Here is a 13,493-nt window from a genome sequence, read left to right as displayed (position 1 = left end):
TGCCACAATTTATCACTTAATAATCGCCTCCAGCGCCGTATTGCCACGCTTCAACTAATCGGTGAAAATAGTATTGCTGTTCCGGTGGTAAATTTTTCACCTGCGGTTCTACGGCTTTTCCCAAAGGCTGCAATCCCGTATAAAGTCCTAAATTCACATAATGAACCATCCAATCGATCAAATTAGCTATTCCAACCTGCGGGATAATTTTCATAACTAATCCGGGATGGCTAATTGCTGTTTTAAACAGGGTTTGGGACAAAGCCGGAAACAGCACGATATCTTGAAGAAACGGTTTGAGTACCGGTTCTCCCAACTCTTCCATTACCTGAAATACGGCAGCCAAAAGTTGATTGATTTGATTGGGGTCTATTTTTTGATTCATCGCAGCACTCATCGAACGCTGAAACAACCAGGTGACAGATAGATTCGGCTGGTAGGGTTGCAAAAGTGCGAGGGAATTTTTGCTGAGACTGTCGCTTGTCAAAGCTTCGTCAATTCCTAGAGTCAAGCGTTTGAGGTGGCGTACCATTGCGCCGAAACCGCCGAAGCTGAGGGGAGATTGGCTACCGCTACTGTCTCCGACTGGGAGTATGCGATTCCAAGGCGTTTTGAGAGGACTTTGGCGATAGCAGGGGAAGAATCCGTAGAGTGCTCTTTGGAATTTTAACTGTTCGAGTTCGACGTTTTGATATTGGGGAAGCAAGCGCAAATACTCTTCAAATAATGTTTCTAAACTGAATCTTTCTGTGTCGGCGTCTATGTAGGTAAATAAGTAGGTGGTGCGGCCGTCTCTGGCTGGAAATGCTTCCCAAAAATATTGGCACTGATTTTGCATTGGGGTGAAGGATGCAAATATATCGCCCGTGTCGTTTTTGGGGTATCCTTGAGCGCAACTGCCGACTACTAAACATACGGCGTCGGGTTTTTTCCCTTGTCTAGCTTGGCGGACAATGGGCGAAAAATGTCCCATTGCGTCTAATAATAATCTGGTTTTAAATAAATTTGTAGCAGGTTGCGTATCGGTATTTGCCGATTCTACAAGGACTCCATTTGGGTGAATGGTTGCTGTTTTAAATGGTGTATTTTCAAATAGCTTTCCTCCAGCTTGGAGGAATCGCTGTTTCAGGGTTTCTAGGAGATAAACTGGGTCTATTCCGATGTTGAGTACGTCGCGCACCCAAATGTCTGGGGTGTTGGCAAAGCTGATGCGGGCTGGGTTGTATTCGGTGGCTATGGCTTTTTCTATCTCTTCAACAGATAGCAGATTTAGTTCTAAGAATGCGTCTAATTCTTTGCGAGAAATGTTCCATTCTTGATCGCGGCCTCGCAGGGTGCCGCGTTCTATCAAGGCTACTCGCCAACCCCGCACGGCTAAGGCTGTACCGATTAATATTCCTAGGGTTCCGCCGCCGATAACTATGTCGAAGTCGAGGGTTTCGAGGGGTTGTTGGCTGTGTTTGACTGTTTGGGGTGTTGGTGCGGTGTTTTGTTTGAGGTTTTCCCAGAGTCGATCGACTTTTCTCAGGCCTCCGAGGGCGTCTCCTGGCAGTTGGGAGAGGATTTGTTCGGTGAGGGACATCGGGTTTTAGTATTAAACAGTGGTGGATTTTTTATAATTTAACTTAGATTAACATTTGCGACAGTTTCAGGGCTGACGCATGGGGTGGCGAGAATCCCGGTTTATACTAAGATGTTGCACCATTGTCAATAAGCTTTTTAGGAACAGGCTCTCCGGCCTGTTCCACAAGAAAATCTACTCTTTGTGGAACAGGCCGGAGAGCCTGTTAAGCGAGAATGGTGCAAGATGTGAGTTTATACGAATTTTGGGCTTAGTAACGAGAAATCTACGAAGACATGGGCTTTGTGATGTCGCAAGTGCGATCGCGAACGGAGTTTTTCTAATCATACAGAGAAACCCGGTTTCTGAAAAAAAACCGGGTTTCTACCTCTCGTTGGTAAGTCTCAGGAATTATCTTTAATCAGCCGTGCTTAATTCTTCAACTCGCAGCCGATCGCACAAAATTCGCTCGCACACTATACCACCCGTATCCGCACTCCTGCAAACTTCTAACTGAGCTTCCGGCAGCGCTTCAAACAAAAAACGTTCCCCCGGAAACACTGTCCGCTCAAAATACCAATTAGGAATATTTGTAATTCGAGCGATTTGCACTTTGCTAGTATTATTAAGATACCAACACAAAATGCGCGTATCACCTTCGGAAATTACCTGATTTAGTGTCAAATTCATTTTTTTAACTTGTTTGTGCAATTGTGCGAGCTATCGGCGACGGGCCTAAGCATAATATAGCATATTACCAGTTAAAACACAATTTTTTATACATTTTTTTTACATAGTTTGGGTTAATTAATAAATTTCGCTGGGGAAACATCAGCGCCTTCCACGTATTCCCAAGAAGGTGCAAAAGCCGGCCTTGCTAAAGCGCAAGATTTCCATCCTCCCTTAACAGGTGCGTTCAACAATTGACAGTGACCAACTGAACCTCTTGCCTGTTGATAGTGACCGCAAAAATTACACTTGGAAGCCGGATTGCACCCGCGCTCGCTAATTACAAGGCAGTGGTGGTTTTGGGTTTGGTTGCGTTCGATAGTTAAAGTGTTCATTAAATTACTTTTTAAATGTTCAGTCTTAAGTATGACGGCTGGAGTGCTGTTGTTGCGTCTATCTCAAGGCTTAGTTCACCTTTAAGATTTGTTTAGGGATCGATAGAAAATATATTATTTTTTAGATTATCAAGCTAGGGAGCAATTAAATTTCCTTTCGAGCGCATTGGCGGCCCCGGCTTTAGGGCCGATCGCGCTTGCTGGGGATATACTTCCTCAGACAGAGCTAATTATCCTCGCCTAACTTGCTGAACAAATCGGCTAAAATTGTATTAGAAAATAAAAAACCTTCAGGATCGCTCAACCTCAAATTGCCCGAAAGCGGCAGTTTCGAGGCCTCGCCTAAAGTTGCGTGAAGCGGAGCTATCCCGTAGGGAATCGCCTTATCATCCGTCATAATTTCCACCAATCCTTGCTGCCAGTAGGGCTGCAAACAATGCCCAATTTTATCAACCGTTTGCTGAGTAAACTTTTCAGTCAGCGCCGACAGGCTAACTCCTTCTGCTAAACGCAAACCTAGCATCAGCGTTTCTAACAAAAGGTCATTTTCTGAGACGGGAAAATTTTGCTCAATTCCTGGGTAAATATCTGGCTGGGTTTCCCCCCCAATTTGTGGAGTAGCTGGGGAATTGAGGCCAGAGATCGATCGCACCCACTGATAATATTCTTGAGTTTTGCGAGGCCTAGTCAACCTCCGGCCTTCCACGTAACTCGCCGCCCCCATTCCCAAACCGTAATAAGGGCGATTTTCCCAATAAACGCGGTTGTGGCGGCACTGATAGCCATCGCGAGCGTAATTAGAAATTTCGTAATGTTCGTATCCAGCCCCCGTCAGAATTTCCCGCGCCAAACGGTACATTCCAGCAGCGGTTTCATCTGCTGGTAGCGGCTGCGCGCCTGCTTCAAAGTAGCGCCCGAAAGCAGTTCCCTGCTCAACAATTAAGTCGTAACTCGACAGGTGAGTCGGGCTAATTTCCACTGCCGATTTCAGGGAAGCTTCCCAGTTTTGTAAAGTTTGGTGAGGCAGTCCCGAAATTAGGTCTAAACTGAAATTGACAATACCAGCCGATCGCACTATTTCCACTGCTTCAAAAATATCAGCGACAGAGTGCGATCGCCCACAAGCTTGCAGCAATTCATCCTGAAAAGCTTGCACTCCCAAACTCACTCGATTTACTCCCGCCGCTGCATATCCCCGCAACTGTTCTAAAGTAAACGTACCGGGATCTATTTCTATAGAAATTTCCGCCTCAGCAGCAATCCCAAATTTGCCGTCGAGAGTCTCTAAAATATTGCTCAACTGACTGACAGAAAGCAGCGAAGGCGTGCCACCACCAAAAAAAACTGTTTTCAGAGATGCGCCTAAATTTTTAGTTGCTTGAATTTCTTGACACAGTACAGCAACATATTGCACAATTGTCCCGGAATTATCGCCATTTTTGCGATCGCCCACCACAAAAACCGGAAAATCGCAGTAGTAACAGCGGCGGCGACAAAAAGGTATATGCAGGTAAGCCGAACTAGGAATCCCGGAATTTGCTGCTAGCACACTTTTTTTTAATTCAAATGTTAAATAATCTGTGGGAGGGTTCATTACATCTCAAGCCGAAAGCGCAACTTCAAATCTAAAGTTTTAATTAAACAATCATGAATAATTATGTATATTATGACATTTTCTTACCAAAAAAGCGCTGCGAACGATGGCGTCCCGCCCTCGCCCGTGCTACGGCTCTTTTAATTTAACCTCGTACCGATTTTGAGCAGCCAAAATTCCCCAAAAGCCCGCAGGGCGGTCTATTCGCACCTCGTGCCTGCTTGGGGCGGGGCGTGGTAAATTCCGAGTGGCTCCCTGGCACATCCCCCAAAGGGTACAACGGCGAAATATAAGTTTATGAAAAGCCTTCAGTAAAGATAGCGATATCCGACCAAAGCATGAAAACAAGTATCAGCACTAGAAAGATATAATAGGAATAAATTCATTAACCTAGAACTAATGCTAGACGCAATCATAATAATCTCATTCATAATCGCAGGCGGAGGCATCGGCTATTACGGAGTCGAACTCCTGCCGAGCAATCTGCTGCTGCAAGTTACAAATATACAAGGCTTAAGTTCTGTACTAGGTTCTTTTGGAGCATTAATCGGCTTCGTGATGGGATTAGTGGCTCAAACAACCTATCGCCGTCTGGAAAAACAAGTCCGCGATATGCCAGTGGAGATGCTGCTGACGCGGGCGATCGGCTTAATCATCGGACTGCTAGTAGCGAACTTAATGCTGGCTCCGCTGTTCCTACTGCCCATACCCCGCGAGTTCGGCTTCATCAAACCTTTAGTCGCAGTCTTGGGTAGCGTCATGTTCGGCTTCACAGGCGTCAGTTTAACAGACACCCACGGCCGCGCTTTCTTGCGCCTGATCAACCCCAAAAGCTTTGACACGGTGTTGCTAGCCGAAGGTACTTTCAAACCAGCAACTGCCAAAGTTGTCGATACTAGCTGCATTATTGACGGCCGAATTGAAAACTTGCTAGAAACAGGTTTCCTCGAAGGTCAAATTATCGTGCCGCAATTCGTACTCCAAGAACTGCAACTGGTAGCTGATTCCGCCAACGATCAAAAGCGAGTGCGCGGACGCCGAGGTTTAGATGTACTCAACCGCATCAAAGAAACATATCCAGAACGGATTCAAATTCACTCGGCTGACTACGAAGATCTTGCCACAGTCGATGCGAAATTAGTCCGGTTCGCTTTGGAGATCGACGGCATTTTGCTCACCAACGATTACAACTTATCGAAAGTAGCTACCGTCCAAAAACTGCCAGTTTTGAATATCAACGATTTGACTCATGCGGTGCGCCCGACTTATTTGCCGGGAGATACGATCGAACTAAAAATCCGCAAAGAAGGCAAAGAACCCTCTCAGGGAATCGGTTACTTGGATGACGGCACAATGGTTGTCGTAGAAGCAGGCAGCAGCTATGTCGGCGGCGAAGCCAGAGTCGTAGTCACCAGCGCCCTGCAAACAAGCGCCGGCCGCATGATATTCGCCCGCCCTCAAGAATCCGTTATTGTTTAAAACTGAGTAACAATGGCCAGGGCAATCAGAATCAAATATTGCGATCGTTGTTCCCAATCTGCCCCGACTCTCTACCGCGCCCGGTATGACGAGTCGGGGCAGTGGTTTTTTTTGTGTCTTAAATGTTGGGAATCCGTAAGTAAAAACAATCCTTTTTACTTCTACGGTGGCACTTGGAAAGCTAGCAAGAAAAAATAGCAATTACCAACTTCTCCTTCTTTTCTCTTCCTTCGTGTCCTACCCTACGGGAACGGCTTCGCCGAACGCGTCTTCGCGGTTCGATCGCCCTTTTTCACCTTTCCCCAAAGTTTTAACGTCGGCGCGGGGCCGGAAGCCTGGCGCTATTGCCATTTTGCGGTTGCGGTTTTTCTTGCAGCTTCATCGTCAAACTAACCCGCTTTAACTTCTCATTCACCTCCAAAACCCGCACTTTCACAACTTGTCCGACTTTAACAATCTGTTTGGGGTCATCTACGAAGCGATCGGCTAATTGAGAAACGTGAACCAAACCATCTTGGTGCACTCCCACATCAACAAAGGCTCCAAAGTTAGCTACATTCGTGATTATGCCTTCTAATTCCATCCCAACTTGCAAATCGGAGATTTCTTTGATCCCTGCTTGGAAAGTGGCATATTTAAACTCGGCGCGCGGGTCTCTTCCGGGTTTTTCTAGTTCGGAAATAATGTCTCGGAGTGTTGGTTCACCGACTTTTTCAGTGACATATTTCTTGATGTTTACAGTCTTGATTTTTTCCGATATTTGTGTTATTCCTGTCAGCGGCAAGTCTAAATCCTTGGCGATCGCCTGCACTACAGGATAACTTTCGGGATGAACTGCTGTATTGTCTAGGGGGTTTTCTCCGCCGCGAATGCGGAGAAACCCGGCTGCTTGTTCAAAAGCTTTTGGGCCGAGTTTGGGAACTTTCAGGAGTTGACGGCGATTTTTAAATGCGCCGTTTTCGTTGCGGTAATTAACGATATTTTTGGCAACTGTTGCCGTCATTCCCGATACAAATGTCAGCAGTTCTTTGGATGCTGTGTTTAAGTCAACTCCGACATAATTAACGCAGCTTTCGACTGTTTCATCGAGTTTCTTTTTGAGCAGTTTTTGGTCAACGTCGTGCTGGTATTGACCGACTCCTATTGATTTCGGGTCGATTTTCACGAGTTCGGCGAGGGGGTCTTGCAAGCGCCGTCCGATGCTGACTGCGCCGCGGACGGTGATGTCGAGATCGGGAAATTCGGCGATCGCCACTTCGCTTGCTGAATAAATCGATGCACCGGATTCATTCACCATGACTTTAATCGGTTTCCTGTCCATTTGGGCCAAAACTTCCGAAACAAATTCGTCTGTTTCGCGGGAAGCTGTACCGTTGCCGATCGCGATTAATTCAATTTTATATTTTTCAATTAAATGCTTGACAATTTTACCCGCTTGTTGTCGCTGAGCGGCCGCTTGGTGGGGGAAAATTGCTTGATATTCTAAAAATTGCCCGGTTTCATCGAGGGCGGAAACTTTGCACCCCGTGCGAAATCCCGGATCGATCGCCAATGTGGGTTTCATTCCCGCCGGCGCCGACAGCAGCAACTCGCGCAGGTTGGTTTCAAAAGTGGCGATGGACTCGATATCAGCGACGGCTTTGTTGTGCGATCGCACTTCTGTAATTAACGAAGTCTTCATCAGTCGGTTGAAGGCATCCTTCAAAGTCGATCGATAAAACTCTTTAACGAACGGTATCCTAGTTCTAATTTCTTGAGCTTCCAAATAAGCCATCACGGCGGATTCATCAAAAGCCAATTCCAAATCTAAAACCCCTTCCGTTTCTCCGCGAAACAGCGCTAACATATTGTGCGACTGAACGCTTCTCGCTGCAACTTGGTAATTGCGGTACATTTCAAATTTAGTGCTTCCTTCCGGGAAATCCTCTTTAATTTTCGAGACAAAAACTCCTGTTTTCATCAAAAATTCTCGCAAATAAGCCCGCAATTCTGCTTTTTCCGAAACCGCTTCCGCCAAAATATCCGCAGCACCTTTGAGAGCTTCTTCTGCTGTCTTCACTCCCTTTTCTTCCGAAATATATTTAGCAGCTTCCGCATCCAAGTCTGCTGGTTTAGCCGTCGGTAAGTTCAGAGACTTGATAAATTCTGCCAGCGGTTCCAAACCTTTTTCCCTAGCAATTGTCGCTCGCGTCCGCCGCTTGGGTTTGTAAGGCAGATAAAGGTCTTCGAGTTCGTTTTTTTGCAAACACGATTCGATTTTAGCTTGCAGTTCTTCAGTGAGTTTCCCCTGAGAGCTAATCGTATCTAAAATAGACTTTTTGCGCTCTTCAATTTCCGTCAGATAGGTGAAGCGATCGGAGATATCCCGCAACTGAATTTCATTCAGCAAATCCGTGCGTTCTTTGCGGTAGCGGGCAATAAACGGAATTGTTGCTCCCTCTGCAAAAAGTTCCAGAGCATTGTTTACTTGAGACAGATTAATGGAAAGTTCTTGAGCAATCAGTTGAGGAATGTCGATCATAGTGCAGAATTTCGGATCAGTCGATTTTAGATTTTAGATTTTAGATTTTAGATTTTAGATTAACTTCACAGAAGAGACGAAGAAAAGGGAATCATCCCATTTTTGTTAAAATCGCTTTCTAGGAGTGCCCTCGTCCCGCACAGCAAAGCCGATATATCTCGCTTCTAGCTCTCCGGCTTGCACTCCTGTGAAAGCATCATTGGGATGTTCCCATGATGTTAGCATAAATGGAGTCATTGCTCAATATTATATGTTTCCTTTTAAATATCCTGTGCCGCAAACCGATCCGCCGCGATCGCCCAGAGAAACGCTGCCGACGATGTACGATTTACCTAGCGAAGACCCGGAGGAACCTGGTTTGCCTGACGAATTTCACGATTTGCAGCCGCAGTTGTTGAGCCTGACGTTTCGCCCTCGGAATTATCCGGCTTCTGAGATATTTAGCGGCACCGACATGAACCTTTATTATGACGTGCATCACACTTTGTGGCACAAGCTGCCGGATTAGTTTGGAGTTGTGGGAGTTCCCCGACTTTACGATCGCTCCGAACTGCGGATGAGTTATGTTACTTGGCAGGAAGGCGTGAATCCTTTTGTAATTGTAGAACTGCTTTCGCCGGGAACGGAAAAAGAAGATTTAGGCGACAATACCGATGAAGAAAAGTTGCCACCTCAGTCGGGAAACACTGCGGGTAACGGGCAAGTTTTGGAGGCCGAGACGAAGGAGGAACCGCCGAGAAAATGGGAGGTTTACGAGCAAATTTTGCGGGTTCCTGTTTATGCCGTTTTCAGCCGCTATACTAACAAATTGCGAGTCTTTGAATTGAAGGGCGGACACTATCAAGAATTAGAATTGCCCGATCCGCGAGTGTGGATTGCTGGCCTAAGTTTGGGCTTGGGTTTGTGGCAAGGGGAGTTTCAGGGAATCGATCGACTGTGGTTGCGCTGGTATGATGTTGATGGCAATTGGATTCTGACTGAAGCGGAACAGCAACGGCCGCGGGCAGAGTCAGCGGAATCTAGGGCTCAACAAGCGGAAGCTCAATTGCAGTCTTTAATTCGGCGGCTGCGGGAATCTGGCATCGATCCCGATCGATTTTTAAACGGTTAGAGAAGACTGAAGTCCTGACTAATAGTATGTCCGGTCGATTACCCCTAATACGGTAGGGGCGGGTTTACGAAAAATATCTGCCAATAATTGACAATCTCAAAAACCCGCCCTTTTAATCGCGGTAACTCGATCGGACATGATATAAAAACTGGTTCGCAGTCAGGACTTTAATTTTTTTTTACTTCACAAGAAGACAGAAAGCCTCACTATACACAGGCTTTAACATTTGATCGAAACTTGATTGGTTGCCGCTTGTTTGTTTGTTGCTGGTACTCTTTGCGGTTAAGTCATTCCTGTAGGGAGAATGATGCAAATAAGCTTTACCGACAGAACCAAAAAGTTGCAGTTTGTCAGAAATGACCGATTGCATGGCATCGATAGCTTTTTCCATTATTTCCAACAAATCCGGATCTGCCTCAGAAATGCTACTTTTTAACACGTCCATATAAGCTTCGCGAATTTCCGTATTCACATTAAATTTAGAGACTCCCAATTTAATACATTGATGAATCATTGACTCCCGCAAACCGCTAGCACCGTGCATCACTAACGGCACTGAAACAGCAGCCCGGATTTTGGCCAGACGCGGAAAATCGAGTTTCGGTTCGCTCAAATATTTGCCGTGAACGTTACCAATTGTTACGGCTAAAAAATCCACCTTAGTTTCTTTGATAAACTCTACTGCTGCTACCGGATCGGTCATCCTTGCGGCTTTCTCCTCGCTTGTCAAACCTTCTTCCCGGCCACTAATTCTGCCGATTTCTGCTTCAACTGCCGCACCGTTAGCGTGGCATAATTTAGTCATTTCCCGGCTAAATATTAAGTTTTGTTCGTATGGCAAAAAAGAACCGTCTGCCATAATTGATTTGAGGCCGGCGGCTAGGGCGAGGTGAATGTCTTTTTCTGAGGGGCCGTGATCTAAGTGTACTGCGATCGGCATTAAAGATTTGCGAGCCGCTTTGATGCACAGCGCGACTAAAGGCGATTTTCCGTATTGGAGGGTACTGGGGTGAAGTTGCAGTATAGCAGGACTGTGCAGCGCTTCGGCCGCATTGATGACGGCTTTTACTCCTTCGAGGTTGTAGACGTTAAAAGCGCCGATCGCATAACCACTTCTCAAGGCCGTGTTCAGCAATTCGCTAGTTGATGCGAGCATATAGTACCTACTTTAAAAACTTTTCTGAATGTTGCTCATTCTATCAAAGTTCTAGGCCCAGCTCAGCTTAATTTGTGTTTATTTTAATTGCGAATTCTTCGGCTACGATTTATGTGAAGTGCATTGATTCTTGAGTAAGGTGCGTCTAGCGCACCCTACTATTTGTTTGGTGAGCCTAGCGCACCTTACTCCTTGAGTGATTTACTACTAGGTTTGTGCGTTACCAGCGTGCAAACCGCATTCTTTTACGGTCGCTTCTTCCCACCACCAGCGACCTTCGCGTTCGTGTTGGTTCGGCAATACCGGCTTTGTACAAGGTTCGCAACCAATACTTACAAAACCACGTTCGTGCAACTTGTTGTAAGGCACATCCAAAGCGCGAATGTATTCCCAAACCTCTGCAGAAGACCAGTTTGCTAAGGGGTTGAATTTAATTAATTCATGGTCAGGAGTTGAGAACGCAGTGTCAACTTCAATAACCGGAATACCGTTGCGGGTACTGGGACTTTGGTCTTTGCGCTGACCGGTAATCCAAGCATCGAGAGTATTCAATTTGCGGCGCAGCGGCTTGACTTTCCGCACGCCACAGCATTCTTTGTGACCGTCTTGATAAAAACTAAACAATCCCTTTTCTTCTACTAGGGCTTGTACTTCTGCTGCATCGGGAAACATTACTTCTAATTTAATGCCGTAATGTTTTCTGACTTGATCCAAAAACTGATAAGTTTCTGAGTGCAATCGTCCGGTGTCTAGGGTGAAAACGCGGAAATTCTTGGTTATTTTTGAGGCAATATCGATCAAAACTACATCTTCAGCCCCGCTGAAAGAAATGGAGATATTGTCAAAATTTTCTAGGGCAAATTTGAGAATGTCTCGCGGTGTTTTTTGACTGTATTCTGCTTCTAGGGCGGCAATGTTGAGATTTCTTTGGATGGCAACCATATTTTCGGGTTTTCGGTGTTCTTTTCCTCTAGCCCTTTATTATAGCCGATCGCCGTCTCTCTCTCTCCGACTAATTTGACAATCAAGCCATGTCGTCCGGGGCCGCCGGATTCATCCGTGAAGCGAGAAAAAACCTCCGACTGCTCATCACCAGCCCCCAGATTTATCAGTGGGAGCGCTTTCTTCAATTCTAAAATCTAAAATCGATTGACGGCATCTTGCAGCAGTCTTTTCGGCTGGGCCCACAATCAAGCTCAAGGATGGCGATCGCCCACTCGTAGCAGTTTTGGTGAACCCAAAACTCCTCTACTGGGTAAAATGGGACTGTCGCGCGATCCATTGAATTTGCCCCCCAATTATAAATCCCACACAATAAAATTATTTAAATGTCATTGTTACAATCCGAAAATTTGACTTGTATCATTAATTAAATAATAGCGCTTGCTCAGCGATATTGTGCTGTATTTTAACGAAAAAAACTTATTTTAATACCTGTAGTAATACCGCTATAGCTCCTTTTAAATTGCTGTTACTTCCGATACTTAAATATTTTAGCCACCCTCATTTAGGCACTGTCCCAAACTAGATTATTGGGAATCAAGCTAAAAAAAATACGTAGAATATCCGGCTTTGGTCTGGCTAGGGAGCTTTCTACTGAGAGCAGTTGGTTTCAAAACAGCGAATTACCACGAATCAATTACTAATTGCCGATTAATTTATTCAGAGCGATTCCGTTAGTAAAGTAAATTTTTATCGCTTTTTATCGCTGACAGCTAACCTTCAGCCCTACGATCGGCTATATAATGTATTTGGAAGTACATTAATTTGTCCGCAAAGCGGTCTAGTCTCATCGCCGCCGATCGCGTCAGCTTCTAAATAAACATAGTCCGCTGTCAATAACAGCAAGGAAGTGGGGAATCATGTCCAAAATTTTAGTAGTGGACGACGTTAAGAGCGAACTAGAAATTATCTGCCGCATTCTTCAAGATGCCGGATTGGATGTGATGCGGGCAGGTGACGGCGAAGAAGCGATCGCCCTGATCCGCAAAACCCCTCCGGCTTTGGTCGTTTTAGATGTAGTGATGCCACGAATGAACGGGTTTGAAGTGATCAGAGAATTGCGGGGCGATCGCACAACTGCCAAATTGCCCGTAGTATTTTGTACTCATAAAAACACCGAGATCGATAAAGCTTGGGGAACTGATTTAGGGGCCGACGCTTACGTCAGCAAACCCTTTGAACCTCAACAACTCGTCCACATAGTGCAGCGCCTGCTTTCAGCGTAAACCGAATATAAGCCATCGGCGGCTTCCCAAAAAACATTATACCGACAAACCCCGTTTTTTTTTTAATAAACTGGGTTTTTGAATTCCATAAAAGTTTATGTTTAATGATAAAAACCAGCTTATTTGCCCAGCCTGGATTTATTTAACGGAAACATTTGAGGCACCCAAAGTGATGCTGAAAAACTCGATGGGCGATCGGCTTTAGGGTCAAAGCAAAACTTTAATTTGTAAGCTACACTAGAAACTAAAAATAAGCCATGAAAATAACGGCTCCCCCCGCTGGGGGGAATCAGACAAGTGCAACAAAGCAATTTCTCCTGTTCGGTCAAGGAGGCAGTCTGTTCGGCATAGAATTAGAGGCAGTGCGGGAAGTCCTTTCCCTCAAGGAACAACCGATTTCCCTGGTTCCCAACACCCAGCCATTTTTGCTGGGATTAACCAACTTGCGGGGCGAAATCTTAGCAACAGCAGACTTTGGACTGTTTGTCGGTATTGAGTCGGTTGACACCTACCACCCAAACAGCCGCATCTTAGTGGTAGAAGCGCCCGATCCACGAGACGTGAGATTGTTCTCGAAAATGCGCCTGGGATTAGCCGTCTCCCGCGTCGAAGGAGTTTTACCTCTCAATCCCGATCGCATTGTCTCAGCACTAGATGTCAGTCCCGACCTAGCTCCATTCTTAAAAGGTCTGTACAATTCCGAAGGACGCTTGCTAATGATTGTCGATGTAGAAGCGATCGCCCATTCCGAACGCTGGTAAAAATCAACAATAAAGATA

Annotated in this window: 15 protein-coding genes; 6 read left to right on the top strand and 9 right to left on the bottom strand. The window is 45.7% G+C overall.

Annotation, left to right across the window (positions count from 1 at the left end; translation table 11 throughout):
• Positions 1–16: 16 nt before the first annotated feature.
• From QUB10_RS05910 to hemW, 4 genes are all read right to left on the bottom strand, one after another.
• A complete protein-coding gene (locus QUB10_RS05910) occupies positions 17–1,582 on the bottom strand; it encodes an FAD-dependent oxidoreductase (RefSeq protein WP_333200395.1) in 1,566 nt (521 codons plus the stop codon).
• A 396-nt stretch (positions 1,583–1,978) separates the two neighbouring features.
• Positions 1,979–2,251, bottom strand: coding sequence for a DUF1830 domain-containing protein (locus tag QUB10_RS05905; RefSeq protein WP_333156100.1), 273 nt, complete (start codon positions 2,249–2,251; stop codon positions 1,979–1,981).
• A gap of 113 nt (positions 2,252–2,364) precedes the next feature.
• Positions 2,365–2,625: a hypothetical protein gene (locus QUB10_RS05900; protein WP_333156099.1), complete on the bottom strand. Its 261-nt coding sequence runs from the start codon at positions 2,623–2,625 to the stop codon at positions 2,365–2,367.
• Between the two features lie 226 nt (positions 2,626–2,851).
• Entirely contained in the window at positions 2,852–4,219 is a 1,368-nt protein-coding gene (gene hemW / locus QUB10_RS05895) for a radical SAM family heme chaperone HemW (protein ID WP_333200392.1), read from the bottom strand.
• Positions 4,220–4,618: 399 nt separating this feature from the next.
• On the opposite strand from hemW, the gene QUB10_RS05890 reads away from it, so the two are divergent.
• Positions 4,619–5,698, top strand: coding sequence for a PIN/TRAM domain-containing protein (locus tag QUB10_RS05890; RefSeq protein ID WP_333200390.1), 1,080 nt, complete (start codon positions 4,619–4,621; stop codon positions 5,696–5,698).
• A gap of 310 nt (positions 5,699–6,008) precedes the next feature.
• Here QUB10_RS05890 and QUB10_RS05885 read toward each other — a convergent pair whose 3' ends face one another.
• Complete coding sequence (locus QUB10_RS05885; protein ID WP_333200388.1) at positions 6,009–8,219, bottom strand: Tex family protein; 2,211 nt, start codon at positions 8,217–8,219, stop codon at positions 6,009–6,011.
• 105 nt (positions 8,220–8,324) lie between these two features.
• Positions 8,325–8,456: a hypothetical protein gene (locus QUB10_RS05880; protein ID WP_333156094.1), complete on the bottom strand. Its 132-nt coding sequence runs from the start codon at positions 8,454–8,456 to the stop codon at positions 8,325–8,327.
• 13 nt (positions 8,457–8,469) lie between these two features.
• Between QUB10_RS05880 and QUB10_RS34195 the strand changes: the two genes are divergently transcribed.
• Both QUB10_RS34195 and QUB10_RS05875 read left to right on the top strand, forming a co-directional pair.
• Entirely contained in the window at positions 8,470–8,727 is a 258-nt protein-coding gene (locus QUB10_RS34195; protein ID WP_445300435.1) for a hypothetical protein, read from the top strand.
• Between the two features lie 9 nt (positions 8,728–8,736).
• Entirely contained in the window at positions 8,737–9,330 is a 594-nt protein-coding gene (locus tag QUB10_RS05875) for a Uma2 family endonuclease (protein ID WP_445300434.1), read from the top strand.
• A gap of 178 nt (positions 9,331–9,508) precedes the next feature.
• Here the strand turns inward: QUB10_RS05875 and QUB10_RS05870 are convergent, their stop codons facing one another.
• From QUB10_RS05870 to QUB10_RS05860, 3 genes are all read right to left on the bottom strand, one after another.
• A complete protein-coding gene (locus tag QUB10_RS05870; RefSeq protein ID WP_333200386.1) occupies positions 9,509–10,486 on the bottom strand; it encodes a class II fructose-bisphosphate aldolase in 978 nt (325 codons plus the stop codon).
• Between the two features lie 207 nt (positions 10,487–10,693).
• Positions 10,694–11,428: a phosphoadenylyl-sulfate reductase gene (locus tag QUB10_RS05865; protein WP_333156091.1), complete on the bottom strand. Its 735-nt coding sequence runs from the start codon at positions 11,426–11,428 to the stop codon at positions 10,694–10,696.
• Positions 11,389–11,616 (bottom strand): hypothetical protein, encoded by a 228-nt coding sequence (locus QUB10_RS05860; protein ID WP_333156090.1) that lies wholly within the window; start codon positions 11,614–11,616, stop codon positions 11,389–11,391. Before QUB10_RS05860 ends, QUB10_RS05865 begins: the two co-directional genes overlap by 40 nt.
• 19 nt (positions 11,617–11,635) lie before the next feature.
• On the opposite strand from QUB10_RS05860, the gene QUB10_RS05855 reads away from it, so the two are divergent.
• The 3 genes from QUB10_RS05855 (at position 11,636) to QUB10_RS05845 (ending at position 13,475) form a co-directional block, all read left to right on the top strand.
• On the top strand, positions 11,636–11,842 hold the full coding sequence (locus tag QUB10_RS05855) for a hypothetical protein (RefSeq protein WP_333156089.1): 207 nt from the start codon (positions 11,636–11,638) through the stop codon (positions 11,840–11,842).
• A 506-nt stretch (positions 11,843–12,348) separates the two neighbouring features.
• Complete coding sequence (locus tag QUB10_RS05850) at positions 12,349–12,714, top strand: response regulator (RefSeq protein WP_333058429.1); 366 nt, start codon at positions 12,349–12,351, stop codon at positions 12,712–12,714.
• Positions 12,715–12,971: 257 nt separating this feature from the next.
• Positions 12,972–13,475: a chemotaxis protein CheW gene (locus QUB10_RS05845; RefSeq protein WP_333156088.1), complete on the top strand. Its 504-nt coding sequence runs from the start codon at positions 12,972–12,974 to the stop codon at positions 13,473–13,475.
• Positions 13,476–13,493 lie beyond the last annotated feature (18 nt).

It is taken from the genome of Microcoleus sp. B5-D4 (assembly GCF_036705145.1).
Classification (GTDB): domain Bacteria; phylum Cyanobacteriota; class Cyanobacteriia; order Cyanobacteriales; family Microcoleaceae; genus Microcoleus.
This window is presented reverse-complemented; position numbering and strand designations above follow the sequence as displayed.